20 protein-coding genes and 1 CRISPR repeat array are annotated in these 25,681 nt (G+C 60.2%); of the genes, 7 read left to right on the top strand and 13 right to left on the bottom strand.

Features of this window, described 5'->3' with window-relative positions:
- Positions 1-185: 185 nt before the first annotated feature.
- Positions 186-5,448: direct repeats of the CRISPR family, unit length 25 nt; unit sequence CTTTCTATTATCTCTTGATTGCGTC.
- 492 nt (positions 5,449-5,940) lie between these two features.
- Together QXF46_07245 and rpiA are read right to left on the bottom strand one after the other, a co-directional pair.
- The gene (locus QXF46_07245; GenBank protein ID MEM0226657.1) at positions 5,941-6,228 is read right to left on the bottom strand and encodes a hypothetical protein; all 288 of its coding nucleotides are present in this window, start codon (positions 6,226-6,228) and stop codon (positions 5,941-5,943) included.
- Positions 6,229-6,302: 74 nt separating this feature from the next.
- Positions 6,303-7,019, bottom strand: a complete 717-nt coding sequence (gene rpiA, locus QXF46_07240) for a ribose-5-phosphate isomerase RpiA (protein MEM0226656.1) — start codon at positions 7,017-7,019, stop codon at positions 6,303-6,305.
- 153 nt (positions 7,020-7,172) lie between these two features.
- On the opposite strand from rpiA, the gene QXF46_07235 reads away from it, so the two are divergent.
- Positions 7,173-8,216, top strand: a complete 1,044-nt coding sequence (locus tag QXF46_07235) for a hypothetical protein (GenBank protein MEM0226655.1) — start codon at positions 7,173-7,175, stop codon at positions 8,214-8,216.
- A gap of 73 nt (positions 8,217-8,289) precedes the next feature.
- Complete coding sequence (locus QXF46_07230) at positions 8,290-8,421, top strand: hypothetical protein (GenBank protein MEM0226654.1); 132 nt, start codon at positions 8,290-8,292, stop codon at positions 8,419-8,421.
- 2 nt (positions 8,422-8,423) lie between these two features.
- Here QXF46_07230 and bglX read toward each other — a convergent pair whose 3' ends face one another.
- Entirely contained in the window at positions 8,424-10,640 is a 2,217-nt protein-coding gene (gene bglX / locus QXF46_07225; protein ID MEM0226653.1) for a beta-glucosidase BglX, read from the bottom strand.
- Positions 10,641-10,714: 74 nt separating this feature from the next.
- On the opposite strand from bglX, the gene QXF46_07220 reads away from it, so the two are divergent.
- Together QXF46_07220 and QXF46_07215 are read left to right on the top strand one after the other, a co-directional pair.
- Complete coding sequence (locus QXF46_07220) at positions 10,715-12,010, top strand: C69 family dipeptidase (GenBank protein ID MEM0226652.1); 1,296 nt, start codon at positions 10,715-10,717, stop codon at positions 12,008-12,010.
- Between the two features lie 30 nt (positions 12,011-12,040).
- A complete protein-coding gene (locus QXF46_07215; protein ID MEM0226651.1) occupies positions 12,041-13,081 on the top strand; it encodes a hypothetical protein in 1,041 nt (346 codons plus the stop codon).
- Here QXF46_07215 and QXF46_07210 read toward each other — a convergent pair.
- On the bottom strand, positions 13,078-13,515 hold the full coding sequence (locus QXF46_07210; protein ID MEM0226650.1) for a VOC family protein: 438 nt from the start codon (positions 13,513-13,515) through the stop codon (positions 13,078-13,080). The two genes, QXF46_07215 and QXF46_07210, sit on opposite strands and share 4 nt — an antisense overlap.
- A 58-nt stretch (positions 13,516-13,573) precedes the next feature.
- Here QXF46_07210 and QXF46_07205 point away from each other — a divergent pair, with 58 nt between their 5' ends.
- Positions 13,574-14,401: an alpha/beta hydrolase gene (locus QXF46_07205; protein MEM0226649.1), complete on the top strand. Its 828-nt coding sequence runs from the start codon at positions 13,574-13,576 to the stop codon at positions 14,399-14,401.
- Positions 14,402-14,516: 115 nt separating this feature from the next.
- On the opposite strand, the gene QXF46_07200 is transcribed toward QXF46_07205, so the two are convergent.
- Positions 14,517-15,602, bottom strand: a complete 1,086-nt coding sequence (locus tag QXF46_07200; protein MEM0226648.1) for a hypothetical protein — start codon at positions 15,600-15,602, stop codon at positions 14,517-14,519.
- 629 nt (positions 15,603-16,231) lie between these two features.
- Here QXF46_07200 and QXF46_07195 point away from each other — a divergent pair.
- On the top strand, positions 16,232-16,885 hold the full coding sequence (locus QXF46_07195; GenBank protein MEM0226647.1) for a methyltransferase: 654 nt from the start codon (positions 16,232-16,234) through the stop codon (positions 16,883-16,885).
- A gap of 21 nt (positions 16,886-16,906) precedes the next feature.
- Here the strand turns inward: QXF46_07195 and QXF46_07190 are convergent, their stop codons facing one another.
- The 3 genes from QXF46_07190 to QXF46_07180 form a co-directional block, all read right to left on the bottom strand.
- On the bottom strand, positions 16,907-17,395 hold the full coding sequence (locus QXF46_07190; GenBank protein ID MEM0226646.1) for a hypothetical protein: 489 nt from the start codon (positions 17,393-17,395) through the stop codon (positions 16,907-16,909).
- Between the two features lie 75 nt (positions 17,396-17,470).
- Positions 17,471-18,226, bottom strand: coding sequence for a hypothetical protein (locus QXF46_07185; GenBank protein MEM0226645.1), 756 nt, complete (start codon positions 18,224-18,226; stop codon positions 17,471-17,473).
- Positions 18,227-18,236: 10 nt separating this feature from the next.
- Positions 18,237-19,493 carry an ATP-binding protein gene (locus QXF46_07180; GenBank protein MEM0226644.1) on the bottom strand — a complete coding sequence of 419 codons (1,257 nt, stop codon included), beginning with the start codon at positions 19,491-19,493 and terminating at the stop codon, positions 18,237-18,239.
- Between the two features lie 83 nt (positions 19,494-19,576).
- On the opposite strand from QXF46_07180, the gene QXF46_07175 reads away from it, so the two are divergent.
- Positions 19,577-20,848 carry an amino acid permease gene (locus tag QXF46_07175; GenBank protein ID MEM0226643.1) on the top strand — a complete coding sequence of 424 codons (1,272 nt, stop codon included), beginning with the start codon at positions 19,577-19,579 and terminating at the stop codon, positions 20,846-20,848.
- Between the two features lie 13 nt (positions 20,849-20,861).
- Here QXF46_07175 and QXF46_07170 read toward each other — a convergent pair whose 3' ends face one another.
- From QXF46_07170 to QXF46_07150, 5 genes are all read right to left on the bottom strand, one after another.
- On the bottom strand, positions 20,862-22,178 hold the full coding sequence (locus tag QXF46_07170; GenBank protein MEM0226642.1) for a metallopeptidase TldD-related protein: 1,317 nt from the start codon (positions 22,176-22,178) through the stop codon (positions 20,862-20,864).
- The gene (locus tag QXF46_07165) at positions 22,175-23,563 is read right to left on the bottom strand and encodes a TldD/PmbA family protein (protein MEM0226641.1); all 1,389 of its coding nucleotides are present in this window, start codon (positions 23,561-23,563) and stop codon (positions 22,175-22,177) included. The genes QXF46_07170 and QXF46_07165 overlap by 4 nt, the downstream gene beginning before the upstream one ends.
- Positions 23,564-23,694: 131 nt before the next feature.
- Positions 23,695-24,453 (bottom strand): P-loop NTPase, encoded by a 759-nt coding sequence (locus QXF46_07160; GenBank protein MEM0226640.1) that lies wholly within the window; start codon positions 24,451-24,453, stop codon positions 23,695-23,697.
- Positions 24,431-24,823 (bottom strand): hydrogenase nickel incorporation protein HypA, encoded by a 393-nt coding sequence (gene hypA / locus QXF46_07155; protein ID MEM0226639.1) that lies wholly within the window; start codon positions 24,821-24,823, stop codon positions 24,431-24,433. The genes QXF46_07160 and hypA overlap by 23 nt, the downstream gene beginning before the upstream one ends.
- A 34-nt stretch (positions 24,824-24,857) precedes the next feature.
- Positions 24,858-25,681, bottom strand: an 824-nt coding sequence (locus tag QXF46_07150; protein ID MEM0226638.1) for a uroporphyrinogen decarboxylase family protein, incomplete at its 5' end; no start/stop codon positions are given.

Below are 25,681 nucleotides of genomic sequence, written 5' to 3'. Positions count from 1 at the left end.
TCGATCCCATTAGGACTAGCAGCAGCCCCACCCGCATCCGCAGCAACGTTTCAACCCCCGACCGCTTCAACAGCAAGATGCAGCTTCTAAACCCGGCAGACAGCTCAAGCCACTTCCCATCTCTCGATTGCGTCTCATTAATGATAGTGATCGAGCGCTACCTCAAGAATGGATACCGGTTTTTCCTTTCTATTATCTCTTGATTGCGTCACATATCTTTAAGAGACTACATCTTCCAGCTCGTCACACAGGGGGCTTTCTATTATCTCTTGATTGCGTCCGCCACAACGTACTTTCCCTTCTCGAACGCGGCAATCTCCTTTCTATTATCTCTTGATTGCGTCTTCCCGATTCCCATTTTTTTCGCCCCATGTACTAGTACACACGGCTTTCTATTATCTCTTGATTGCGTCGCAGCTGTGGCTCCAGCACGCGGAGACGATCGCCAGGGCCTACGCTTTCTATTATCTCTTGATTGCGTCCCCTTGCTGCTGCCCTTGTTGCCCCCCTCCAGCACCCCCCTCTTGTTGACTTTCTATTATCTCTTGATTGCGTCACACCCCCGATGACCTGGAGAAGGTTGAGAACGTAATAGTGCTTTCTATTATCTCTTGATTGCGTCTGTTTCACAAAACAGACGGGTCACTTGCCCGATCTGAGAACTTTCTATTATCTCTTGATTGCGTCTCACGTGAAAAATCTGAAACTCCTCAACAGGTTGACACCCGATGCTTTCTATTATCTCTTGATTGCGTCCGGCTGCAGACGCGGAATATCGCGTCCCGAACCTTGCGGCTTTCTATTATCTCTTGATTGCGTCCCGTAGTTTGCGTACGCTGTGACGTTTGCCGTCAATACCGTCTTTCTATTATCTCTTGATTGCGTCGGGCGGCCAGCACCGCAGCCGCCGCCTTCAGCGCCGTGGACACTTTCTATTATCTCTTGATTGCGTCACGAAGCCATTTCAAACGTCGTCAGGCGCCGGCTGGAACGCAGGAAACTTTCTATTATCTCTTGATTGCGTCGGGGGTAGGAATGTTTGTATCGTGGCCGGGGGTTTAGCTCTTTCTATTATCTCTTGATTGCGTCTAATGCCCCCTCGCCAGTTTCGCTCTTCTTAGTTAAGAACTTTCTATTATCTCTTGATTGCGTCTTCGTTGTCGACGATGTACGCATCCATCACGTTCCTGATCAAGACTTTCTATTATCTCTTGATTGCGTCTTGTATAATGCGTCCCCCTAATGCCTCTGACATAAAATTTGTTTGAAATGCTTTCTATTATCTCTTGATTGCGTCCGGCGCGTTCATGGCCGTTATCGGTATCGCTTTGACGGCCGTGCTTTCTATTATCTCTTGATTGCGTCACACCGATCGCGGCGAAAATAGGCGCCCTCGCGAGCTTGGAACTTTCTATTATCTCTTGATTGCGTCCCTATTCGCCCCCTATAGCGATGAAGACAAAGATCATAATCGAACTTTCTATTATCTCTTGATTGCGTCCCGGGGCCGGAGTGGCGGGGGCGCTAACAGTTAATTCGACTTTCTATTATCTCTTGATTGCGTCCCGGTGCGCGGCGTCACCCCCACCTCCACGAACCCCGCCCGTTTGTACTTTCTATTATCTCTTGATTGCGTCACGGGACTTCGACGAGGCGAAAAGGTTGCTCCTCGAGGCGCCGGACTTTCTATTATCTCTTGATTGCGTCAACAGAACCAGTGATAGAAATATATGGTTATTGGCGCCGTGGCCCTCTTTCTATTATCTCTTGATTGCGTCGGGCCCGATCGACGTGGCGGCCCTGCGCGAAGGTAAATACCTTTCTATTATCTCTTGATTGCGTCCTGTGGATCTGTCGAACCCGACGTCGGGTATCACCATCCTTTCTATTATCTCTTGATTGCGTCCCTGCGAGCAGCAGGTCGCCGGCGCTGAAGGCTGCCTCCAGGTCTGCTTTCTATTATCTCTTGATTGCGTCCACAAGGGACTCGTGTGGCACGTGCAATCTGTCCAAAATGTGGCTTTCTATTATCTCTTGATTGCGTCCCAGCTCGGAGATGCTCGGCCTGCTCAGCTCACCCCCCTCTTTCTATTATCTCTTGATTGCGTCGGTGGTGCTGGTGCCGGTCAGGCAGGACGGTGAAGCGAGCTTTCTATTATCTCTTGATTGCGTCACGGTTCTGCCCCGCGTGGCGCAACCGCCGCCACCACCATCCGCAACTTTCTATTATCTCTTGATTGCGTCTGCTGGATCTCAAAACGAAGGGTCTCCAGTTGAGCGACCGTCGACTTTCTATTATCTCTTGATTGCGTCCTGTCGACTGGTTCAGGGCGTTCAGCGACACCGTGTTTAAACTTTCTATTATCTCTTGATTGCGTCAGTGGAATCAGTGTGCCCACATCGTTCGTGGCTGATTCAACATATTTACTTTCTATTATCTCTTGATTGCGTCAACTTACGTGGCCGCGGCATGGTTTTCTATCTACATATATAAACTTTCTATTATCTCTTGATTGCGTCCTCCTCAGCTCGCTGACGAACGCGTAGACGTTCGACCTGGACTCCTTTCTATTATCTCTTGATTGCGTCTTGCGTCTGGCGCCCTTCTCCTCGCTCGGCACGCCGACCGACATGCTTTCTATTATCTCTTGATTGCGTCTTTAACCACACCCGCACTACCTTCACGATGACGGAAAAAACTTTCTATTATCTCTTGATTGCGTCGGAAGAGTTCAGGAAGGTGTACGAGCACTACGATTTCGAGCTTTCTATTATCTCTTGATTGCGTCGGAAGTCGGCTACGCTGAGGAACAGGTCCACGGCGGTTAGCCTGGCTTTCTATTATCTCTTGATTGCGTCGCGAAAATAATAGAGGTGATACCGCTGGCATACGTGAGGCTTTCTATTATCTCTTGATTGCGTCTTTGCGAATAATTGAAGATGAAATCACCGAAGAACTGCTTTCTATTATCTCTTGATTGCGTCGCGGGTGTGGGCGGAGCCGTATATCGTTGAGCTGTTCTTTTCCGACTTTCTATTATCTCTTGATTGCGTCATCGAAGGTAGACCAGAGCACCCTGTTATCGAACGCAGAGCCACCCTTGAACTTTCTATTATCTCTTGATTGCGTCCGGGTTATCATAGAATGCTTTGAAACCGCGCAGGACATTTCTCGCGCTTTCTATTATCTCTTGATTGCGTCGCGTCCGCCGAGGTGTGCGTCGACGTGACGGCGGTATCGGGCACCTTTCTATTATCTCTTGATTGCGTCAAGGTTTAAATAGACCTAGGGTATATGGTACTTGATGACAAACCTTTCTATTATCTCTTGATTGCGTCTACCCCATCGACGGGCACGCCAGACCACCACTACCACGTTTTCCCTCTTACTTTCTATTATCTCTTGATTGCGTCTTCAAGGAGATATCGTTATTAGAGTGGTGAGAGTTGAGGATCCTAGCTTTCTATTATCTCTTGATTGCGTCCTTTTGACTCTCACCGGTAACGTAATACGGAGAATAGACTTTCTATTATCTCTTGACTATTATCTCTTGATTGCGTCCTAGGGCGTGGCAGATGCTAGCTGGATGGATATGGGACTTTCTATTATCTCTTGATTGCGTCAAAACCGGGGTTACTTGGACGGTGTACCGCTCAGCGCTCACGCTTTCTATTATCTCTTGATTGCGTCTTACACATTAGTGCTACGTTTAGGGCAACATTAGAAACCTTTCTATTATCTCTTGATTGCGTCCTCAAACATTTCAATGTCGCTTGTATTGATCACTAAGTATCTTTCTATTATCTCTTGATTGCGTCCGACTACAAGGTCGTCGTAACGGGCCCTTTCGAAGCACTCACAGCCTTTCTATTATCTCTTGATTGCGTCAGCTGGCGGGCGAGCTGAGGGCCGGTTCCACAGCTGTGGGGCTTTCTATTATCTCTTGATTGCGTCGCAATTGACCTCCTCCTCAAGTGGAGGGAGGAGATCTGCGAGACTTTCTATTATCTCTTGATTGCGTCAGGTCCACTTTTCAAAAATCTAGTCGCATGAGAAAGAAAAGCTTTCTATTATCTCTTGATTGCGTCTTAGGCAAGAGTCAATGAACGGGCAGCGCTTTTTCTCAGCTTTCTATTATCTCTTGATTGCGTCATTTGTCGAGCTGTTTTTTCGGCTGGACTTTCCATGTTTTTTATGGTCTTTCTATTATCTCTTGATTGCGTCGACCGGCATTCTACGTCACCCTCTCGAACCACCCGATCAGGAACTTTCTATTATCCTTTCTATTATCTCTTGATTGCGTCGCTCATCGGGAGGGCGTACGTCTCCGTCCGCGGCGAAGTCTTTCTATTATCTCTTGATTGCGTCTGTGTTGCAGAGTGGAAGTGGTATGCTGCTGATTGGGTTATCATTCTTTCTATTATCTCTTGATTGCGTCCCGCGACCCCACGCAGTGGCCCGCGCGCGAGTGGGTCCTTTCTATTATCTCTTGATTGCGTCGCTAGGATGAAGAGGGTTAAGACATCAGCTGTCGTGCGGCTTTCTATTATCTCTTGATTGCGTCCCCCCATGGGGCGAGTAATAATCGGAAAAAGGAAAAGGAAACTTTCTATTATCTCTTGATTGCGTCCCCGAACCCGGTTACTGCTGGAGCGAGACTGAAGTCTGGAAACTCTTTCTATTATCTCTTGATTGCGTCCCAATAATTTCCATTTTTCAAGAACTTCAAGTAGCACTGGTTCCAGCTTTCTATTATCTCTTGATTGCGTCGGCCCCGGTTAGAGCTCTACGCCTGCGCCGGGGAGCTTCCCATCCTTTCTATTATCTCTTGATTGCGTCTTCTCGATGAAGGTCGCGGCCTCTTTCAGGTCGTTCAGGCTTTCTATTATCTCTTGATTGCGTCATTTACACGCCGCACCGGTTCAAAACCCACCCCCTCCCCTCTTCTTTCTATTATCTCTTGATTGCGTCCCGTGAGCTCAGCGCCCGCGGCCCACGCCTGGTTAACCGCCAGCGAGATGCTTTCTATTATCTCTTGATTGCGTCCCGACAGCTGACAACCTTCATCGACTGATCAAGAACCTTCTTTCTATTATCTCTTGATTGCGTCGCGTCCAGACTAGGCCTAATGCTATGATGGCAACAACCTTTCTATTATCTCTTGATTGCGTCCGGATACCGAAACCCTTCGGCTACGTGAGAGTGGCAGTCCTCCCGACGTACCTTTCTATTATCTCTTGATTGCGTCCGCGATTTTCCGGCTGGAAACCAGGTTGGTGAAAACCATCACTTTCTATTATCTCTTGATTGCGTCACGCAGGGCGTGAGCGGGCTGGACGCGCAGCGGTGGATCTTTCTATTATCTCTTGATTGCGTCATGGGTGCACCGGTCTCAGCGTCCACCACTTGAACCGTGAGGGTGCTTTCTATTATCTCTTGATTGCGTCCGTTGTGTGTCTCGTGTGGGGGTTTTTAAGTTCTTCTGTTTTTCTCCCGCTTTCTCTTTCCCTTTATGTGCACATCCTCTTTCCGTGTATGGTTGCGGCCGCGTGTTCCCCGTTGGGAACGGTTTTCCCCGCGTTGTTCCCAACCCCCGTCCAAAACCCTTAAATACCCCCGGCCCCGAATGTTCTCACACTTTTCCGTTATTTTATTGATCCTGACCTGGGGGTGGGGCTGTGAGGGAGGCGGGGTTGCCTAGCTGTTTTGCGCGTAGAGGTGCCGCTGGCGCCGCTCTGCTCATCGTAGAGGGGGACGTGGCGGTGTCCGGCTGCTCGGGGTGTGCTGCTTGGTGCTGGGTCCGTGTGATTCGATGGTGTGCTGAGGGTCGTCTACGGTGCCGGTGGCTCTAGGCGGCGCGGGGGTCTGCGCGAATCGAGGGCCGGCATTGGCGGCCTGGTGGGCGCGTGGTGGGGGGAGGGGTTTGCGGGCTTGGCGGTTTAGAGGTAGAGGGGTGTGGGGCTTCGGGTTGGGGGTGGTTCCCGGTATGCTAGCCAGGCTCCGAGGGTTTTGTCCAGGGGGTTTTGCGACTTGAGGAGCTTTTGGGCTGCGCGCGAGGCTTCTTCGGGCTCCATCCGGGAGAGGCGCTCGATGAGGCGGGCGGCGTAGCCGTCCCTCATCCTCACGAAGCGCTCGACGATGGGTTCCGGGTTTACGCCGGCTTCCCTCAGCAGCTTCGACAGGATCCTCCTCTCGTACTCCTCGATTGACACCACTCTCGCGGCCATCGGTCGGCTGGGATCGCGCGGGCTGAAAAAGGCCCCGAGGTTAGATCCTCGAAAGTGTTTTTGCTACAAGCGTACTAAACAGGTATTACCCTGGTAATCCCTCCGCCCCTTTCGCGGACTTCCACCCTGTCGGGGTAACCCACGTAGACGGCGTCCGCGTAGCCGATGAAGAGCCCGGTCTCAACGACGCCGGGTAGGCTCCTCAACCTGAGGTTCAGCTCCTCGGGGTTCTCGATGGGGCCGGTGTAGACGTCCACCACGACGCCCCCCGTGTCGGCCACGACGGGCCCCATCTTCCCCCTGCCCGGGTAGCGGGGCTCCGCCTTGAAGCCCCACTCCGCCAGCCTTCTGAGGACTGGGCCGAGGGCCTGGGGGAGCACCTCGATCGGGACCGGGTGCCTCTCCCCCAGCCTGTCGACCAGCTTCGTGTAGTCGACGATGAAGACCCTCCTCCTCGCGTAGTGTGCCAGGATCTTCTCCATCGTGGCGGCCGCGCCGCCGCCCTTGATCATGCTCAACCTGGCGTCCACCTCGTCCGCCCCGTCCACGTACACCTCCACCTCCGGCGCGAAGGAGGCGTCGAGGACCCGGAGCCCGGCCCTGGAGAGCTTGAGGGCCGTATCGATCGAGGAGGCGACGTACAGCTTCCCCCGATACCCCTCGAGCCCGCCCAGCAGCTCGATCAGCTTCTCCACCGTCGACCCGGTGCCGACGCCGACCACGCTGCACCCCTCTATCTCGCCCAGGACGGCCTTCGCCGCGTTCAGCTTCGCCCTCTCCACCCCCTGCATCAGAACCGCATAAGCAACCCTGATTTATAACCTATCCAGCGTACCGCACTCAAACGTGCAGCTGCCGCAGTTCATCGAAGGTGCTCAGCTGCCAGAAACAGTGAACTGTGTGTGCGTCGCAGGGTCTTTAAGCGGCCCCGCTCTAGCTGGCGCGTGGATGGTAGAAGGTTAGTTAGGGCTGTTTTCGAGGGGTTGGAGCCTGAGCGGCCGGCGCTGCACGTGGAGTCGGACGACAAGGGCTTTGAGGCTTCGGTGAGCGACGCGCTGGGGGCTGGGGTCCGCGTTGGGGGTTGGCGGAGCTTCTTCGAGGTTGGGGGCCCCTTCCGGAGGCTGGAGGGGGAGGGGTTGGGCGCCTGGCTGGACAGGGTTCGCGCGGACGCGTACGATTGGCCTGACCCTGGTGAGGCTGCGGAGGCCGCTGTGAGGGGCTTCCTGGAGAGGGTGAAGGGGTTGGCTGAGGGTAGGTTCCTGATCCTGAAGGTTCTCGGGCCGACGGAGACGGCGGAGGGCTTCTTCGCGCCGCCGAGTGGTGGGAGGGGTTGGGAGCTGGGGCAGGTGCTGCACCGCTACGGCTTCGGCTCGCTCTACGTGCTGAGGAGGGGTGAGGCGTTGAGGATCTACGAGCGGATCGCGGGCGTCATACTGGAGGTTGTGAAGGCTGGGGCGGAGCTGGACGCCGTCGACGCCGTCAGGGTCGCGGACGACGCTGCCACCTACTCGGGGCCCAGCTACAGCTGGAGCTTCTACGAGGAGGTGTACCTGCCCTGGCACGAGCGCATCGCCTCGGCCGTCAGGAGGGCTGGGAAGTACGCGATCCTCCACTGCGACGGGGACTTGAGGAGGGGCGGCCTTCTGGAGAGGCTCGCGAGGTTGTACGACGGCCTCCACCCGCTGGATCTATCGCCGAAGTCGACGCCGGCCGAGGCGCTCAAGTGGGTGGGGGAGGTGGTTGAAGCCCGGAGGATTGCCGGGGACGCTGTGTTCTTCACGGGGGCTCCCGTCGACCTCGTCTTCAACGACTCGGTGGGGGTCGAGGATTTCCTCAGGGTGCCGCTCCAGCTTCTGGAGGTGCACGGCCCGAGGCGGTTGGTCGTGGCAACGACGCACAGCGAGTACCCGGGTAGGAGCTACAGGGAGGAGCTGCCGAGGCGGAAGGTCCTCGCCCTCCGGGAGGCGCTGCTGAGGCGTAGGGTATGACCCGCGGTATACCGGCGTGCTAGGAGCTGGTGCCCGGGAATCCTTTTAAAGCGGTTGAGCGAAGGATACAGCCATGCACGACGTCGTTGCGGCCGTGCTGGAGATGGTGAAGGGGGTTGCGCTGACGATGGCGATCGTAGCCGCTGGATCGCAGGCGCTAAAGCTGCTCTCCCTCCTCCTAAGGGAGGTGGAAGGAAGCGGTTGAGTTTAGAGCACCTGCGCTTCGGTGAACCAGACCCTGCCGTCCTCCTCGAGAATCAGCGTCCGCAGCACTTCGAAGCTGCCCTTCAGCCTGATGTCGGCCGAGGAGGAGCCGACCATGACCTCGTACAACCCAGCCTCGATGCGGGGCTTCATGTCGCGGCCGTAGAAGGCGAGCAGCTGCGTCGGTAGCTTGAACACGATCCTCCTCCGCTCGCCCGGCTTCAGCGTCACCCTCTTGAAGCCCTTCAGCTCCATCACCGGCCGCGTCACGCTGGCAACCACGTCCCTCACGTACAGCTGCGCCACCTCATCGCCCTCCCTTTCGCCCGCGTTGGCCAGCTCGAAGCTGATCGTGACGGTTCCGCCGGGCTCCACCTTCTCCGGCTCGACCCTCAAGTCGCTGTACTCGAACCTCGTGTAGCTGAGCCCGTGCCCGAAGGGGAAGAGGGGCCTCCAGTCCTCGTCGATGTACTTGGAGGTGAAGCGCTCGGCGCTCGGAGGCCTACCCGTGCGCTTGTGGTTGTAGTAGATCGGCACTTGCCCGACCGCCCTCGGCCACGTCACGGGGAGCTTCCCGCCCGGGTTGTAGTCGCCGAAGAGGACGTCAGCTACGGCGTCGCCCGCCCTCACGCCCAGGTGCCACGCGACCACGATGGCGGGGATGTGCTCCGCCGCCCACTTTATGGTGAGGGGCCGACCCGACATGACGACCATGACGACGGGGATCCTGCCGCCCACGGCCTCCCAGACGGTTTTCACGAGCTCCTCCTGCACCCCGGGTAGATCGAGGTGGGCTCTCGAAGCGGCTTCACCGCTCATGTCGGCGCTCTCCCCCACGACGAGCACGACCGCGTCCGACCTCTTCGCCGCCTCCACGGCCTCCGCGAAGCCGCTCCGATCCTGGGAGCTCACGTCGCAGCCCTTCGCGTACAGCACTTCTGTAGCTGACCCCACCTTCCTCCTCACCCCCTCGAGCACGCTGACGGCGTCGCCAGGGTCGCCCAGGGCGCGCCAGCAGCCGAGGACGGCGTCGCGGTCGTCGGCGAGGGGCCCGATCACGGCGATCCTGCGCAGGCTCTTGCTGAGGGGTAGGACTCCCTCGTTCTTGACGAGGACGATGCACTTCCTCGCGATCTCGAGCGCCGCCTCCACGTGCTCCCCGCACTTCACGACCCTCCTCGCCCTCTCGGGGTCGGCGTACGGGTTCTCGAAGAGGCCGAGCAGGAACTTCACCCGGAGGACCCTCCTGACCGCCTCGTCGATCAGGCTCTCCGGCACCACGCCCCTCCTGACGAGCTCGGCGAGGTGCCTGCGGTAGAGGTCGGAGACCATGTCCATGTCCACGCCCGCCTCCACCGCGAGCCGAGCCGCCTCAGCCCCGTCGGCGGCGATCCCGTGCTGGATCAGCTCTCCAACCGCGTTCCAGTCGCTGACGACGAAGCCCCTGAACCCCCACTCGCCCTTCAGCACTCTCCTGAGCGTGAACTCGTTCGCCGACGCTGGCACGCCGCACAGGTCGTTGAAGGCGCTCATCACCGTGGCGACTCCGGCAGCTACGGCAGACTTGAATGGCGGCAGGTAGACCTCGCGCAGCGTCCTCTCAGAGATGTCGACCGTGTTGTAGTCCCTGCCGCCCTCAGCCGCCCCGTAGGCTACGTAGTGCTTCGCGCAGGCCGCTATCCTCTCGGGGTCGCTCGACAGCCGCTCGCCCTGGAAGCCCTTCACCGCGGCCCAGGCCATCACGGAAGCGAGGTAGGGGTCTTCGCCGAAGCCCTCCGCGATCCGACCCCAGCGCGGGTCCCTCGCGATGTCGAGCATGGGGGCGAACGTCCACTTCACACCCTCAGCCGAGGCTTCGCGGGCCGCGATCTCGGCGGCCCTCCTCACGACCTCCGGGTCCCAGCTGCTCGCTAGGGCGAGGGGGATGGGAAAGACCGTCTTGTAGCCGTGTATCACGTCCAAGCCGATGAGCAGCGGGATGCCCAGCCTGGACTCTTCGACGGCAACCCGCTGAACCTCGTTGACCCGCTCGACACCCGTTATGTTGAGGAGGGAGCCCACCAGCCCTTTCCTAATCAACTCCTTCAACTCCTCGGTGGGGCCGAAGTGGGCGCTGTACTGGCACAGCTGCCCAACCTTCTCCTCGAGCGTCATCCTCCTGAGCAGATCCTCGACGCGCTCCTCCACCGGCCTCCTCGGATCCCTGTAGGGTTCCGTCATCGGCGCCCCCTCCATCAGCCGGTTAAAAACAGTGCGGAAGCCTATTATACGGTCCTCAGGGGCGTACCAGCGGCATGTGCGACACGCTCGTCGCGCTGAGGGGCGCGACCCGGGAGGGGGTGACGATCTTCGCGAAGAACAGCGACCGCGAGCCCAACGAGGCGCAAGTGGTGGAGTATCACCCGCGCAGGCGGGCGGTGGAGGAGAGGGTGAAGTGCACCTACGTTGAGGTCGAGCAGGTGGACGAGGTGTACGCGGTGCTCATCTGCCGGCCGTACTGGATGTGGGGTGCGGAGATGGGGGTGAACGAGCACGGCGTCGCTATCGGGAACGAGGCCGTCTTCACCAGGGTGCCATACGCCAGGACAGGGTTGACCGGCATGGACCTCGTCAGGCTCGCGCTGGAGAGGAGTAGGAGCGCCAGGGAGGCGGTTGACTGGATCACGCGCCTCCTCGAGGAGCACGGGCAGGGGGGCAGCTGCAGCGCGACCCGGGGCTTCTACTACCACAACTCCTTCCTCATCGCCGACCCCGGTGAGGCGTGGATCCTCGAGACTGCCGGGCGCGAGTGGGTGGCGAGGCGCGTCAGGGAGGTGGGCTCCATCTCAAACGCCCTCTCGATAGGATCCGGCTGGGATCTGGCCTCGAAGGGGGTTTCAGAGCTCGCCTCAAGGGGGGAGTTCAACTTCGCCGGGAGGTTCTCGGATTGGTTCTACACGAGGATGGCGAGGGGGAGGGAGAGGCAGGCCTTCACCGAGGGGAAGCTCAGGGGGGCGAGGGGGTCCATAGACTTCTTCTTCATCGCCAGCCTGCTCCGGAGCCACTCGTTCGAGCCGTACGATCCTTGCAGGGGGTCCATGAGGGACGTGTGCATGCACGCTGGCGGGCTCACGAGGCCCTCTCAGACGGCCTGCTCCCTTATAGCGCTGCTGTACGATAGAGCGCCCCTCGCCTTCACCACCGGCACGTCCACCCCCTGCATCGGCATGTTCAAGCCCGTGCTCCTCGACGCCGGGCTGCCCGATTTGGGGCCCGTGCCCACCGGCAGGTATGACGGTGGGAGAAGCTACTGGTGGAGGCACGAGGCGTTGAGCAGGAGGATCAACTTCAGCTACCGGCGCTACGCTCCGCACATAGCCGCCGAGATGGGGGAGCTCGAGAGGGAGTTCCACGCTAGAGCACTGAGCCTGAGGGAGGCGTACCTCAAGGGTGAAGCATCCGCTGAGGCATTCAGGAGGTTGACGCTCGAGGCCTTTGAGGCGGCTGCGAGGGTGGAGGAGAAGTGGCTGCAGCGCGTCGAGCCCGGCCGGTGCCTCAACCCGTTCTACGCATCCTACTGGAGGAGGGTGAATAGGGCCGCCGGCCTATAGCCTTTTCTACCAGTCGTTGGTGGAGCCTCCGTGGCGCTGGAGGACCGCTTGAGGGAAAGGGCTCTAGCGAAGATGCGCGAGCTCAGAGGGTTGAGGTCGCCTAGAACGCGCGACGTCTTCGAGAGGATCGCCTACGTCTTCCCCTCAGACCTGGTCGTCGCAAACTACCCCCGCAGGCCTGTCGCGGCCTTCAACCCGGGCGCGGCTCTGAGGGGGAGGGAGCTGCTGGTCTTCCCGCGCACGGTCTTCGACTACTACAACTACACGTCCAGCATCTGCCTCTTCACGGTCGACGTGGAGCGCCTACTCTCGGGGGAGCTCGAGAAACCTCTGTCGGCCCGGGTGGTTCTCTGGCCGAAGGAGCTGTGGGAGTTCAGGGGGTGCGAGGACGCGAGGGTTTACAGCCAGCCTGACGGCTTCCTCGTGCTCTACACCGGCTTCGGCTACCACCACGCGGCAAGCGGTTTAGAGCTGAAGTGGGTTCAAGGCTTGGCCAAGCTCGGCAGCAACTTGGAGGTCCTGAGTAGGGGCTACCTCCGAATCGAGGGGGCGGAGGGCTCGTTCGCCCCGAAGATGAAGGACAGCGCGATACTCCGGCTGGAGGGCGGTGGAGCCGTGCTGCTGTGTAGGCCGACGCTGGGCGACGTTGAAGTCTGCTGGAGGGGTACCGCATCCCTGGACCGGCTGGCGATCGAGGCGGAGTCGATGGAGCCCGTGCTCGCGCACGAGGAGTGGGAGTTCAAGGTGGGGTGGTCGACGAACGTGGTTCAGCTGTCGAGCAACGAGTACCTGGTCGGTTGGCACGGGGTGCTGAGGGGCGACTACTCGTACAGGGAGGGGTTCGCCCTCCTCGACGGCGGCGGCGAGCTCCTGGCCGTGAGCGACTACCTGCTCGCCCCGAAGGGGATCGTGGAGGAGTACGGGGATCGGCCGCTCGTCATCTTCGGCGACGGCTTAATCCTCCACCGGGGGAAGCTGCTGTGGGTGGGCGGCGTCAGCGATTACGCTGTCGGCTTCTTCGCAGCCGAACTGGAAAAAGTGATGGAGGAGATGCGCTGGCTCAGGGGCTAGCGCTTGAAGGTGAGGAGCTCCACTATCGCCCCGAGGCTCGACCTGGCGTCGACGTAGGCGTAGGATCCACCCTCGAAATCCCCCTTCTGCACCAGCTTGCCTCCAAGCTCCTCCAGCCTTCTTACCGCCGCCTCCATGTCGTCCACGACGAAGGCGATGTGATGGATCCCCTCGCCCTGCTGCTCGAGGAACTCGCTCCAAGTGCTGGGGCCTCCGATGGGCTCGATCAGCTCGATGGTGATGCTCCCCAGGTTGAAGAAGGCTAGCTTGGCCCTCGCCCTGGACGGGGCGCCCCTGTAGGTCATGCCGGTCTTCTCCCACTCCTCCGTCTCGATTATGCTCGGCTTCTCCACGCCGAGCAGCCTTGCCCAGAGCGTAGCCGCCCTCTCGATGTCTCTGACGACGATCGCCACTTGAGTGACCCTTCCGAACATGTTCGCTACAGCTCAGCTGGGAGTTAATGTTTTTTACGTAGCATCGGGCCTAGACCATGTGCCGGCCCTGCAGGAGCGTGTAACGCTCGCGACGGGCCTGGCGACTGTCGCCTACAAGTGGCTTCCCGAGGCTGCACCGAAAGCCCTCGTCGTCGGCGTTCACGGTTTCGCGGAGCACGCCGGCAGGTACGACCACGTCGGCCGCTACCTAGCGGAGCGCGGCTTCGCCCTCTACATGTACGATCTGAGGGGGCACGGCCGCAGCGAGGCGCCCCGCGGCTACGTCGAGCGCTTCGACCAGTTCGTCGAGGACACCGAGGCGTTCGTGCGGTACGCCCATCGAGAGACCGGTGCTAGAACCTTCCTGCTCGGGCACAGCATGGGTGGGCTGATAGCCGTTCTAACCGCGCCGAGGATCGGCGGTGAGCTGTCCGGGCTTATCACGAGCGGCGCGGCTGTGGAGCTGAAGGTCAGCGCTACCACGAGGATCATGCTGCAGCTCATGGCCGCCTTAAGGCCCCGCGCCAGGATAGCGACGCCCGTGCGAGCGGAGCTCCTCTCGAAGGACCCGAGCGTAGCCCAGCAGTACCTGAGCGACCCGCTCGTCTTCAAGGATCCGACCCTCAAGCTGCTCGTGGAGTTCGGTAGAGCGGTCCCCCGAGCCTGGGAGGCTGCCAGGCGGATCAGCCTGCCGGCGCTCATCATGCACGGGGGAGACGATCAAATCGTCCCGCCCTCGGCTTCGCGCAGGCTCTACGAAACCCTATCCTCACCCGATAAGACCCTGAGGATCTACGAGGGGTTGAGGCACGAGATCTTCAACGAGGTTGAGAGGGACAAAGTCCTCGCCGATCTAGTCGACTGGCTCCTCAAGCACACCCAGTGAAGCTCAACGCTCGAAGCATACGCTCACCATCGAGCCGGCAGGTAGTGCTACGAGAGTGAAAGCTAACCCTGCGACAGCTCATACTGCTGGGGTGTAGATTTGAATAGGTCTAAGGCTACCCGCTTCTCTCGAGGCGGATTTCCTCGAGCTCCAGCGCTAGCGTCGTTGAGCGTATACCGAGGAGCTCGGCTAGGAGCGAGGCGGGGAGCTCCTCCACCGGCTTACCGTTTCGCGTGTACTTTCCGCCGGGCATGTACCTGGCGGCCCCCTCCATCAGGATGAACGTGGGGATGGACGTGGGGTAATCGATGGACACCAGCAGTTGCGCTTCCCTCAGAACGCTCGCGTAGTTGGCGGAGGCGAGGAGGTTCGGGCAGCCGCTAATAGCTCTGCGCTTCTCAGTCCTCCTGATTGTATCCTCGACGTAGCTCCTATTGTGAACCTCGTCGAAAGGCATGGACGCGACCACCCGTGAACCGTTGAGCACCAGCGCTACCCTCCTCTCTAAGTCCCAGACAGTGATGTCCACTAAGCGCGCGCTGACGGCGCGCAGCCTCTCCAACTCGTACCTTTCACCGGGTTTCGCCCAGAGGTAATCGATCGACAGTGCCTCACCTCGCTCGAATAGGGGGAATAAGCGGCCCAGCAGGGTGCCGTTCAGCAGGCTGTAGCCGCGACCCGGATCGTAGACCGTAGGGAGCTCCCTAACAACGCTGAGCTCGACCCTCTCCCACTCTTCCGGCGGTTCCCCCTCTACCGGATGGAGCCCAACACCCTTGTACGTCAGCCTGAACAGAACCCGGTAGCTTCCCCCCATTCTGCTGACCTCTACTGTGAGCAGAGCGCCTCCAGCAGACGCGATGAAGTCGCGGCCCTCCTCCTCAAGAATCAAAATTCCATCGGGTGGGGTGAACCGGTACTCGAGAATCAGGACGTCCCCATCCCCCAGCTGTAAGCCGCTGCACGCACTCAGCTCTTGTAAATAGCGTTCACCTACAAGATCCTCCGACTCCTGAAGCGGAGTCTCCTCCCCGGGTAGATTGATCTGGCCGCTGGCCGCGCCACGTTCATCGTCAATAGCTTTCTGCCTTAACCCATAGATTGCAATGGCGTAGAGGCTGATGGCAGCCGCCAGAATCAGGACAACCGCCGCGATGATTTTTGGGTCTCGTCTTGGCGAACCGGTTACCAGTCTCCTCATGCTGCACCACCCGCGCTTGTACCGACCGAAAACATCCACTCCCTCTCCTCGAACATCCACCTTACGCAAACCATTGGTCTAGCAATACGTTTCTGCTCACAATACGCTCGAGGCTCTGGGTGGCAGAACGTGGATTTACCGTAGTACCCTCTAGAGCGATAGCCTCCCTGTACCACGCGGTCTAAGACTGCCACACGACATCCTAGGTGTAAGAACCTAATTCCCACATCCCAGCGTTCCACAGCTATCAAAGATTATTCGAGATTTGTCTATATATCATTTTTCTCTATATCATTTGATATCATTTTGAAACCTATTTTCTCAACGTCCGCAGCAGGTTCTCGAGGGACGAAACCTTCGACTTCGTGTTAGCAGACCTCAACTCCACGTCCAGCCTCGCTAAGAGGATCTCCGTGGATAAGGCACATGGTAGAGAGTAGTGAACTATGCCGTTAACCCATTAATCATGGTAGCTAAGGGTGGACTCCCTTAACTGGCTAATGAAGACGGTGCTCGCGGATTCGGTTGTCTGGCTCGCTGGGTGTGCTGGCTAACGTTGCGAGCGCTCAGCATTAAAGTGAAAAAGCCTGTGGCTCGGCAGATGTTGACGGACCGGCTGGGGTGCCTCGATGCTGAGGGTTGAGCCGAAGCGTGACCTCGTGAGCGTGGTTCGCGCTAAGCTTGCGCTTCGCGTGTTGAACGTGCTGGTCAGAGCCGTTCATGGCCGCTTCAGGTTTAAGGGGGTTGAGGTGGTTGTGCCGAAGGGCTGCTTCGCGCCGACTTTTGTATCGACGAGCCTCCTCTACGACACGGCCCTCGACGCTGTAAAGGGGTGCAAGTTGGGCTGCGAAATCGGCACTGGCGTGGGCTCCCTCGCTCTAGCGTTGGTGGGGTCGCTGGGGGTTGAAATCGTCGGGACGGATGTGGATTTGAGGTGCCTGAGGGAGGCCGGGCTAAACGCTAGGAGGAATAGCCTCGACCCTCTCTTCCACGCTGTGGCTTGCGTCAACGCGCAGGCTCTGAGGGGCGACTCATTCGACTTCGTAGTCATCAACCCGCCATACCTTCCTCTGCCGCCAGAAGGGCCGGCTGGTACGGCGGCGTGCGGGGGCCTGCAGCTGGAGTTGCTCAACGCCATGCTCCAGGACGGTGTGAGGGTTGCCAGAAAAGGGGGTTTGATCGTGTTCACGACCTCGAGCTTGACGACAGTATCCGGAGCGAAGCTGGTGGGCGAGCGCTGGGCCGTGCTCGATAGCGTTCGATCCTACCTTTACGTCAAGTAGCCGTTAAGCTCGCCGCAGGGTTTATTGCTTCTTAAGCTCTTCCGCAACAATCCTTACGATTTCGTAGTGCCGCTTCTCCTCCTCAGCCATCGACATCAACAGCTCCTCTTGGAGCCGCGAGAACCGGGTGGAGAGAACAGCGGCTGCTATCTGTGTGTAAACCTCTTCACCAACCAAGCGTTCCACGTCGTTCAGCTCTTCGAGGAGCTCAGCCACCTGCCTGTGGCTAGGCGTCCAACCAGCGTCCAGCTTCGCTGCTACCTCTCTAATCCTTGAAAGGGTGGTGGTTCCAGCTGTACCCAGTATCTGCGGGCACTTCTCCGACAACGGTTCACCGTAAAGGCTCTTTAGGAGCGCCGCGTGGTTTGAGCTTTCCCTCGCTACGAAAGCCAACGCTGCGGAGCACTCAACGATCTTGACCAGCCGGGCTAAACGATCGTATAGGTCCGCGACGGCTTCCTCAAGCAGGATCACACACCTCAGAGCATCGACTACGTGGTGCTCCTCCACGCGACCTTCGTAAGGGAAACGTATATAAAACTTCCTAATTCTTTATCAGTATCTCTTACGGTATTAATGCTTTCTTTAAAAAACTTTTACGTAATCGACCTCTAAGTACGTCCTGGACCTGTTCTCCTGCGTCAGGTGCCTGTACACTCGGCCGGCGTCGCGCCGGTTGTAGCCGAAGACGGCGTTGTCGATCCAGAAGTCCGCGCGAGCTTTGTACTCCGGGCCGGGCAGGGGTAGCTGGGCTACGAGCTGGCCATCGATGTAGAAGCGCGCTCTACCCTCCACCCACTCAACCCTGTACACGTGCCAAGTTGTCAGGTCGAGCTGCTGCATCGCAGGCTTCCCGGAGTGGATGACGACCCCCAGCCTCCCTCCGGTTAACCTGCTGACCACGCTCACGAGGGCTAGGGATCCGCTGTAGACCTTTACCGGGTATAGGTGGTTTTTCGCTTGAGCGAAGAAGCCGTTTAAGAGGTAGGGTCCCCTGCTCCTCAAGTGGATGAACCAGATCGGCATGCTCAAGTCGAAGACCATCGAGTGGTTCCAGAAGCCCCAGCCCGCTGAGCCGTAGTGGAGGGCTGAGAGCCGCACCTTCGCCTCGAACGTCTTCCTGAACCAGGGGAGCTCGTCGAAGACCCCGTCGGCGATCTCAGCGTTGGAGTAGTACAGCGCCTCCGTGGGGCCGCTCCAGAGCCTCAGGATGCTGCCCTCCTGCTCGAAGCCGGCGTAGTTGTCCCGCCTGTAGTCCCAGTATGGACTCATCTCCGTGAAATCGTCAAAGAGCGTGCCGCTCTCCCAAACCCTTTTCCGGAGCTCCTCCCTGGACGCCATGGGCGCCTCTCTATCGTTCGGTTAATTTGCTTATCCTCTCCTCCGCGTACCGCCTCGCCATCTCGACGAGATCGTCGGGCCCGAGCGCTTCATCCGCGGTTCCCTCCGGCGTCTCTGAGAGGCTCACGAGCCCCACGCGCGGGATCCCCAGCGCCTTCAGCTTCTCCGCGGCTCTGCGGGCTTCGATCGGTGCTATGGGCCCCAGCTTCACCTCGTAGCCGATCACCGGCGCGCTGCCCTTCGTCAGCACGATGTCGACCTCGCTTTCCGCCGCCACGTGGTAGGCTCTCGACAACCCCTTAACCTCGGCTAGAAGCTCCCCGGCGAAGAACTGCGCCTCCACGCCGAGCAGGGTCCTTATCGTCTCCGGCGGGGGCCTCTCGTCCGGGTACCTCTCCTCCACGTACATCAGCATCGAGAGGAGGCTGGAGCGGTGCCTGTAGTAGACTCTCGCGTGCCTAGTCCTCCAGAGCCGCAGCCTCTCCGCGAGCCCCAGCTTGACGAGCTGGTCGAGGATCCCTGTGACGTGGGAGGCCTGGGGCCTATCGATGAGCCCCGCCTCGTAAAGCTTCAGCGCTACGGCGCCCGCGCTCCAGTACCCCTGCGCTAGCATTCTGAGGGTAGCATCGTACAGCCTCGTGAGCTCCCTCTCCTCCTCCCTGAACACTTCACCGATGAGGCCGGCGGCAGAAGGGATTAGGGTGCGGGCCTTATCCGCTAGCACCCTGTCCGGATCGCCCGTGGGCTCAACGAGGCCCAGTAGCCAGGGGTCCCGCGCGAGCACGCTCCAGAGCAGGGCTCTGCTGGGCGGCAGGTGGCGCGAGAGGGATCTGACTGCGTCGGAGGGTGAGGCGAGGTCCACCCTGAACGGGTTGAGGGCTCCGAGGAGGGGGCTCCTCCTATCGAATACGCGGGACACGATGCCCACGCTGGAGCCGCAGAGCACCAGCCTGCCCCTCGTAGACCCCGCTGCGCTCGAGATCCAGTCCCAGGCCCACTCGGGCAACCGCTGGAACTCGTCGATGACGACCGTGCCCCCGCTCCTCAGCGAGTCGATGACAGCCCTCAACCCCTCCCTGTACGGCAGGAGCTCGCTTCCACCCCTCTCCAAAACCCCGTACCCGCTCCTCCCCACCGTGTAGTACGCGTCCCAGCCCACGTACCGCTTCAGCAGGAACGTCTTCCCCGTCTTCCTCCGGCCGTAAACCAGGGTCCAGGCCTTCTCGCCGCCGAGCCAGTAGCCCTCCCACCTCTCTATCACTACCATTATATCATCACAATGATATCACCCGCTTTATATCAGTATCGATGGGGGCGAAAAGCGTTAAAGCCGCGCTACACGGGGCGCGCGTGAGCACCGCCACAGTGCTAAGGCGCCAGTTGAACCTCCTAGACGCAGTGTCGATCGGCCTGGGGGCTATCATTGGGGCTGGGATTTTCGTCCTGGTGGGCATCGCGGCAGGGTTAGCTGGGCCAGCCGTCCTCTTGGCGGTCGTGCTCTCGGGCGTGAGCGCTACCTTCACCGCCCTAAGCTTCGCTGAGCTGGGCTCAGCCCTACCGAAGGCCGGGGGGATCTACGAGTATGGTCACACGCTGATCCACCCGCTCGTCGGCTTCCTAATGGGTTGGATGTGGGTCTCCGGGAACATCGTCCTGGGCGCCACGGCTAGCCAGGGGTTTGGCTACTACCTGACTGCGCTCGCACCCCAGGTTGACTTCAGAGCCGCAGCCGCAGCGCTCGTGGTGGCAGTCACCGCGGTGAACATCCTTGGCGCGAAGCTGTCCGCGCGGGTTAACAACGTCCTCGTGGCCGTCAAGGTGGCAGCCCTCCTCTTCCTCGTGGCCGTGGGGGTCGGGAGGATCGACCTGAGCAACTTCCACCCCTTCGCCCCCAAGGGCTTCGCGCCGATCCTAGAGGCTACGGCGCTCTTCTACTTCGCCTACATCGGATTCCCGCGGATCGCCATGATAGCCGAGGAGGTCGTCGAGCCCGAGCGGAACATCCCACGGGCGATCCTCACAGCCCTCTGGACCTCAGCCACCCTCTACCTCCTCGTGACCGCAACAGCTGTGGGCGTCGCGGGTTGGCAGCGGCTCTCCGAGAGCAACGCGCCCCTCGAGGATGTCGCTCGGATGCTCGGCTTCAGCTGGATCGTAGGCGTGGGCGGGCTCTTCGCGACGCTGAGCGTCGTGCTCACTTCGGTGATGGGCCAGTCGAGAGTGTTCTTCGCGATGGCTAGGAACGGCGAGATCCCCAAAACCCTCTCCAAGGTTCATCCGAGGCTGGGAACCCCCGTGTACACCATCCTCCTGTCCGGGGCGATCATGCTGATCCTCGTCCTATCCGTGGACATCAAGGGCCTGGCGATGGTGACAAGCTTCCTCGTGCTGCTCACCCACGTACTCACGAACGTGGCCGATGTCGTGCTATGGCGGAGGGGCCGTACCCCACCCTTCGCAGCCCCCCTCAGGCCGCTGCACGCGATCTTGGGCGCCGCATTGAGCCTCGTCCTCGCTTTCAGCGTTGAAAGCAGGGCGCTGGTGTGGGGGTTCGTGATCATCGCGGCCGGCGCAGCTTGGTACTACGCCTGGCTGGGGTTATCGAGGGAAAAAGAGGGTTGAAGTTCACAGGTGTCTAGCCCGACACCGTTAAACCTCCGATGAGCACATCGGGCGTGTAGATCCCCGTTCTGGTGTCCTTCACCCTCCGAGCCGGCTTGATGAGGGCCGCAACCTCGTAGATGTTCCCGCTGACGGTGACGGGCTTCACAGGGGTCAGCTCGCCCCCCTTCGCGGCGTACGGGTTGGAGACCACAACGCTGAAGTTCCCCGTCACCGGGTTCACCGTGTGAACGCTTAGGAGAGTGCCGTCGGCCACGAGCGCGGCCTCAGCCTCCAGCTCGCTCTCCGAGTACCCTCCCCCCATCACGATGAGGTTCGAGGGCCCTACGCCCACTGTGCCAGCGCCCCTCGAGGCGTTGCCAGTGCTCGCCACGCCCATCCGGCGGGCCGTGTAGGTGTTGTGCAAGAAGCTCTTCAGCACACCGTCCTCCACGAGGATCGTCCTCCTCCTCGCCACGCCTTCACCGTCGAAGAAGCTAGTCGCTAAACCACCGGGCACCGTCCCATCGTCCAGGATAGTTAGGGTTCCCAGAACTTTCTGCCCGAGCTTATTGGCCAGCGGGCTGAAGCCCTCGAGGACGCTCATCGCGCTTAACGCGGGGACGAGGAGGCTAGCGAGCAGCTGCGCAAAGGTTCTCGCCCTGAAGAGGACGGGGGCCTTCAGTGTTTCTCCGAGCTTCGAAGCCTTTGAGGCGTCGAGGGCCTGCTTCACGGCGGCATCGACAATCGGGTAGTAGTCGCGCAAGAGCGACCTCGAGGAGGCCCATTCGCCACCAGTCCCCTCCCCCGCCTTCAGGTAGATGCCGATGGAGCAGCGGGTCCCCCTTTCCTCGACGGAAACACCCCTGGAGTTCGCCATGGCGTAGCGCCCCACCGATATGCCCGCGCTCGCAACCGTCACTTTCACGCCGGGGGTGCGCTGGGCCTCATCAATCATGCCCCTGACGAGCTCCGCGAGCCATCCGATCTCAGCGGTAGCAACCCCTTCGTCGTAGCCGACCCACGAGTGCAGCGGTGGCTCGGGGTCGGGGAGCCCCCTCCAGTGGGGGTCCTCCTCGACCTTCGATGCCAGCTCAACCGCCCTGGAGACGAGCTCCTCGAGCACATCCCGGTTGCAGGAGGTTGCAACAGCAGCAGCCACTCTACGCCCCTTAGCTACGCGCACCTGCGCGCTCTGGCTTGAGGGAGCGACGGCCTTCAGCCGCTGCCCCTCCGAGTAAACGTCCCTCCCCATGGAGACGCTGAGGAACACCTCGGCCTCGTCAGCGCCGAGCTCTAGAGCCCTCTCAACCCCCCGCTCAGCTAGTGCCAGCAGATCGCTCTTGCTCACCGCTTCTCACCCCCTACGAGGAGCGTAGTCCTGAGAGCCGGGCCGCCGTCACCCACGTGGACCATCTGACCCATCTTCCCGCACCCACCGAAGGGGCTAGTGTATAGCACCACCTCCTTCGACGCCGCGTCAACGTGCTTCAGCATCTCAAGGATGTTCCCGGCGAGCACCACGTCCCTCACGGGCTCCTTGATCTCGCCCCCCTCGATCAGGTAGCCGATCCTCGCGTTAAACGTGAAAGTCCCGTCCTCCTCCACCTGCCCTCCCGCTGGCTTATCCAGAATCAAGCCGTACCTCGTCTCCTGGATCATCTCCTCCTCGCTCCAGTCGCCCGCCTCGAAGAACGTGTTGCGCATCCTCACGATCACCTCATGGTTGAAGGATTGCGCCCTCCCGTTCCCCGTGGGCTCCATCCCCAGCAGAGCCGCGCTCTCCCTGCTGTGCAGGTAGCCCTTCAGCACACCCCTCTCGACCAGGACGACCCTCCTCGTCGGGACGCCCTCATCATCGGCAAGCAGGACGTAGCCCCCCCTCTCGTCGAAGCCCGCCTCAACAATCGTAACCGCGTCGCTCGCGATCTTCTCGCCGAGCTTACCGGTCAAGGGGCTCGTACCGGCCGCGACGAAGTCCCCCTCCGTCAGGTGTCCGAAGCTCTCGTGCGCGAAGACGCCGGTGAGCTCAGGCCTCGTGATCACCGTCAGGTAGCCGGCGGGAGGGCGGGAAGCCCTCAGAGAGTCGCGCGCGTGAGCTAAAGCCTGCTCTGCGATCTGCTCGGGGGTTCTAATCTCGAACACTTCAATCCCTCTCGAAGCGCCATGGGCTTCAGCGCCGTCGCCCACCCGATCCGCCTCCCTCAGCACAACCGCTGCTGATACGCCCACCACTAGCCTCTCGGCCGAGACCGATGTACCATCGCTCGCGTAGACTTCGACAACCCCGTAGTGGGCTCCGTACCTAGCCGTGGCCGATGCTGCTCCCCCCTCCTTCGCTACGCCGTATGCGCGCTTGACCAAGTCCAGCTTCTCCTCGAGAGACACCACGGCCGGGTGGCGCTTAACCCCCTCGATCCTGTAGCGCGCGGACTTGGCGGGATTGGGGGCCAGCCGCCTGTCGCCCGGGGCAGCAGCCTTAGCCGCCTTCACAGCCTCTCTAACCGCGGCGAGGACCCCCTCCTTGCTCAAGTCGCTCGTTGAAGCGAAGCCGATGCTCCCATCGTGCAGCACTCGGATGCCGGCTCCCACGCTCCGCTGGAAGCTCAAAGTGACGACCCTGCCGTTGACGTAGACGATCAGCTCCCTAACCGTGTCCTCGAACCTAACCTCGGAGAAGCTTGCACCAAGCCTGGAAGCCTCGTCCAGAGCCAGCTTGGCTAAATCCTCTCGCATCATTGGCTCCTCACTCAGTGGTAAATAATTTTGGCGGAGCAACGCTTAAGCGTAAGCACCCCTGATCGGAAAGGGATGATGATGTTCGCTAGAGCCGAGCGGTGAGCGGTACGGTGGGGGCTGACCAAGCCTCAGGCGATGAGCCCGACCCCCCTGAGCACATCCTCGAGCCTGCGCGCAACCGAGGTTCTCAGGAGCTTCTCAGGGTCGCCGAGGGCTTCCTCCACTAAGGGGTCGAGGGGGAGCCAGCCCAGGTAGCTGACACCCCACGCTCGAGAGGCCTCCTCCACCGAGCTGCTCCCTCCCGAGCTCATGTTCTCGAGCACACCGAGGACTGGGATCCTGAGATCCTTTAGAAGCGCTACTAGGCGGGCTACCACAGCTAAGGCGAGCTTCGAGGGAGTTGTGACGACGAGAGCTTCCAGCCTCGGAAGGAGCTTTACAGCGTCGAGGAGCTCGTCACCAGTCCCCGGAGGAGCGTCAACCACCAGGAGGTCCAGCCTCCCCCACCTCGTAACGGAGAGCAGCTCAACTATGGCGTCGGTAACGTCGCTGCCCCTCAGGGGCAGGGGGGCGTCGCCCGCGAAGAGATCCAGGCTCATCAGCTTAACACCGGCGACTACAGGGGGCACGAGCCCCCTATCCTCCACGGGCTTCGCCTCGAAGGCCCCCAGGACATTTCGGCAGGAGGGGCCGTGGAAGTCCAAGTCGAGGAGGCCCGCCGCCAGCCCCCGCCTCGCTGCAATCAGCGCGCTCAAGGACGCGATGAGGGTCTTCCCCACTCCACCCTTTCCGCTGCAGACCACGACTATCCTCGAAACCCCTCTTAAGCGCTCGGGGATCACCTGCAGCCTCGGGTCCAGCCCTTCACTCGACCTCGACGCCTCCAATCCAGACCCCCCTACCCTTAACAACCTTGAAGTCGGGGCTCCCGCACGAGGGGCAGCGGACGAAAGCGTGGACGAGCTCCGGGACGAAGTGGATCGCCTCACGCTCCCCCTCACCTATTGACAGGTCCGAGAGCCTCCACGACGACTTGCAGACGCCGCACTCGAACTCGGCCGGCTGCATTTCAAGCTGAACCTGCGCCTCCTCCATCGGCGTGCCCCTCTTGAGCTCCTCCAACGCGAACTCCAGCACCTGGGGGTCAGCGTTCTGGAGCTCGCCCAAGATTACCTTGACCAGCTTGATCCGCCTCCCACCCGATGCTTTAACCGCTGAAGCAACAATCGCCTCTGCTAGAGCCCACTCGTGGACCACATCGCCTCACCTTGGGAGCGGTTAAAAGCGTGACCTAACGGTACCTCCCGTACCTCAGCGCAGCCCTGTACATGGCAAGCACGTTGTCAACCGGCGTGCCGGGCTGGATAGCGTGTGTTGGAGCGAGGATGAAGCCCTCGGGTCCCAGCCTGCTCACCCTCTCTCTCACCAGCTCCTCCACTTCGAGAGGCGTGGCGAAGAGCAGTGTCGTTTGCACGCTGACTGTTCCATGCAGAGCGAGTTCATCGCCGTAGAGCTCCTTGACCCTGTAGGGATCCATGCACTCCGGCTGGACGGGGTTGAGGATGTCAACACCGATTTCGACCAGGTCGGGGATGATCGGCTCGATCCACCCGTCGCTGTGGAACATGAAGAAGGCCCCCCGCCGGTGGACCTCGTCGATCAGCCTTTTGTAGCGGGGCTTGAAGTAGCGGCGCCAGAGCTGGGGGCTCATCATCATGCCCTTCTGCATGCCTACGTCGTCCCCGTCGTAGATCACATCCACGCCCAGGTCGCATAGCAACTTGGCCTCCTCCACCCTGATCCTGTCGATACCGTCGAGAATCCTCTCGAACTTCGCCGGGTCCCTCAGCATCATTCGGAAGGCTTCGTTGAAGCCCGTGAGCTGCCACGCGTTCTCCCAGAGGTGCTCGACACCTGCCACTAGCAGGTAGTCGCCGTACACCCTCCTGGCGTGGGAGACGAGGCGCTGCGTCTCCTCCTCGTCCAGTTCCGGCCACGGGTACTCCTCCAGCTCGACCCTCTGGAGCGGGTGCCTACGGTACGTGTACGTGTAGGCGCGGGGGGAGAAGATGACTTCAACACCCCAGATGTTCACAGCGACCTCAAACTCGCCCT

Source organism: Thermofilaceae archaeon, assembly GCA_038731975.1.
GTDB lineage: Archaea > Thermoproteota > Thermoprotei > Thermofilales > Thermofilaceae > JANXEW01.
The sequence above is the reverse complement of the archived record's forward strand: the minus strand, read 5'-3'. Positions and strand labels throughout refer to the sequence as shown.

What these genes read in the sequence shown, in the direction of transcription:
- QXF46_07200 (MEM0226648.1), bottom strand. Translation starts at nt 15,602, where the DNA reads ATGAGGAGACTGGTAACCGGTTCGCCAAGACGAGACCCAAAAATCATC.
- QXF46_07230 (MEM0226654.1), top strand. Translation starts at nt 8,290, where the DNA reads ATGCACGACGTCGTTGCGGCCGTGCTGGAGATGGTGAAGGGGGTTGCG.
- QXF46_07195 (MEM0226647.1), top strand. Translation starts at nt 16,232, where the DNA reads ATGCTGAGGGTTGAGCCGAAGCGTGACCTCGTGAGCGTGGTTCGCGCT.
- rpiA (MEM0226656.1), bottom strand. Translation starts at nt 7,019, where the DNA reads ATGCAGGGGGTGGAGAGGGCGAAGCTGAACGCGGCGAAGGCCGTCCTG.
- QXF46_07165 (MEM0226641.1), bottom strand. Translation starts at nt 23,563, where the DNA reads ATGCGAGAGGATTTAGCCAAGCTGGCTCTGGACGAGGCTTCCAGGCTT.
- QXF46_07220 (MEM0226652.1), top strand. Translation starts at nt 10,715, where the DNA reads ATGTGCGACACGCTCGTCGCGCTGAGGGGCGCGACCCGGGAGGGGGTG.
- QXF46_07210 (MEM0226650.1), bottom strand. Translation starts at nt 13,515, where the DNA reads ATGTTCGGAAGGGTCACTCAAGTGGCGATCGTCGTCAGAGACATCGAG.
- QXF46_07245 (MEM0226657.1), bottom strand. Translation starts at nt 6,228, where the DNA reads ATGGCCGCGAGAGTGGTGTCAATCGAGGAGTACGAGAGGAGGATCCTG.
- QXF46_07185 (MEM0226645.1), bottom strand. Translation starts at nt 18,226, where the DNA reads ATGGCGTCCAGGGAGGAGCTCCGGAAAAGGGTTTGGGAGAGCGGCACG.
- QXF46_07180 (MEM0226644.1), bottom strand. Translation starts at nt 19,493, where the DNA reads ATGGTAGTGATAGAGAGGTGGGAGGGCTACTGGCTCGGCGGCGAGAAG.
- bglX (MEM0226653.1), bottom strand. Translation starts at nt 10,640, where the DNA reads ATGACGGAACCCTACAGGGATCCGAGGAGGCCGGTGGAGGAGCGCGTC.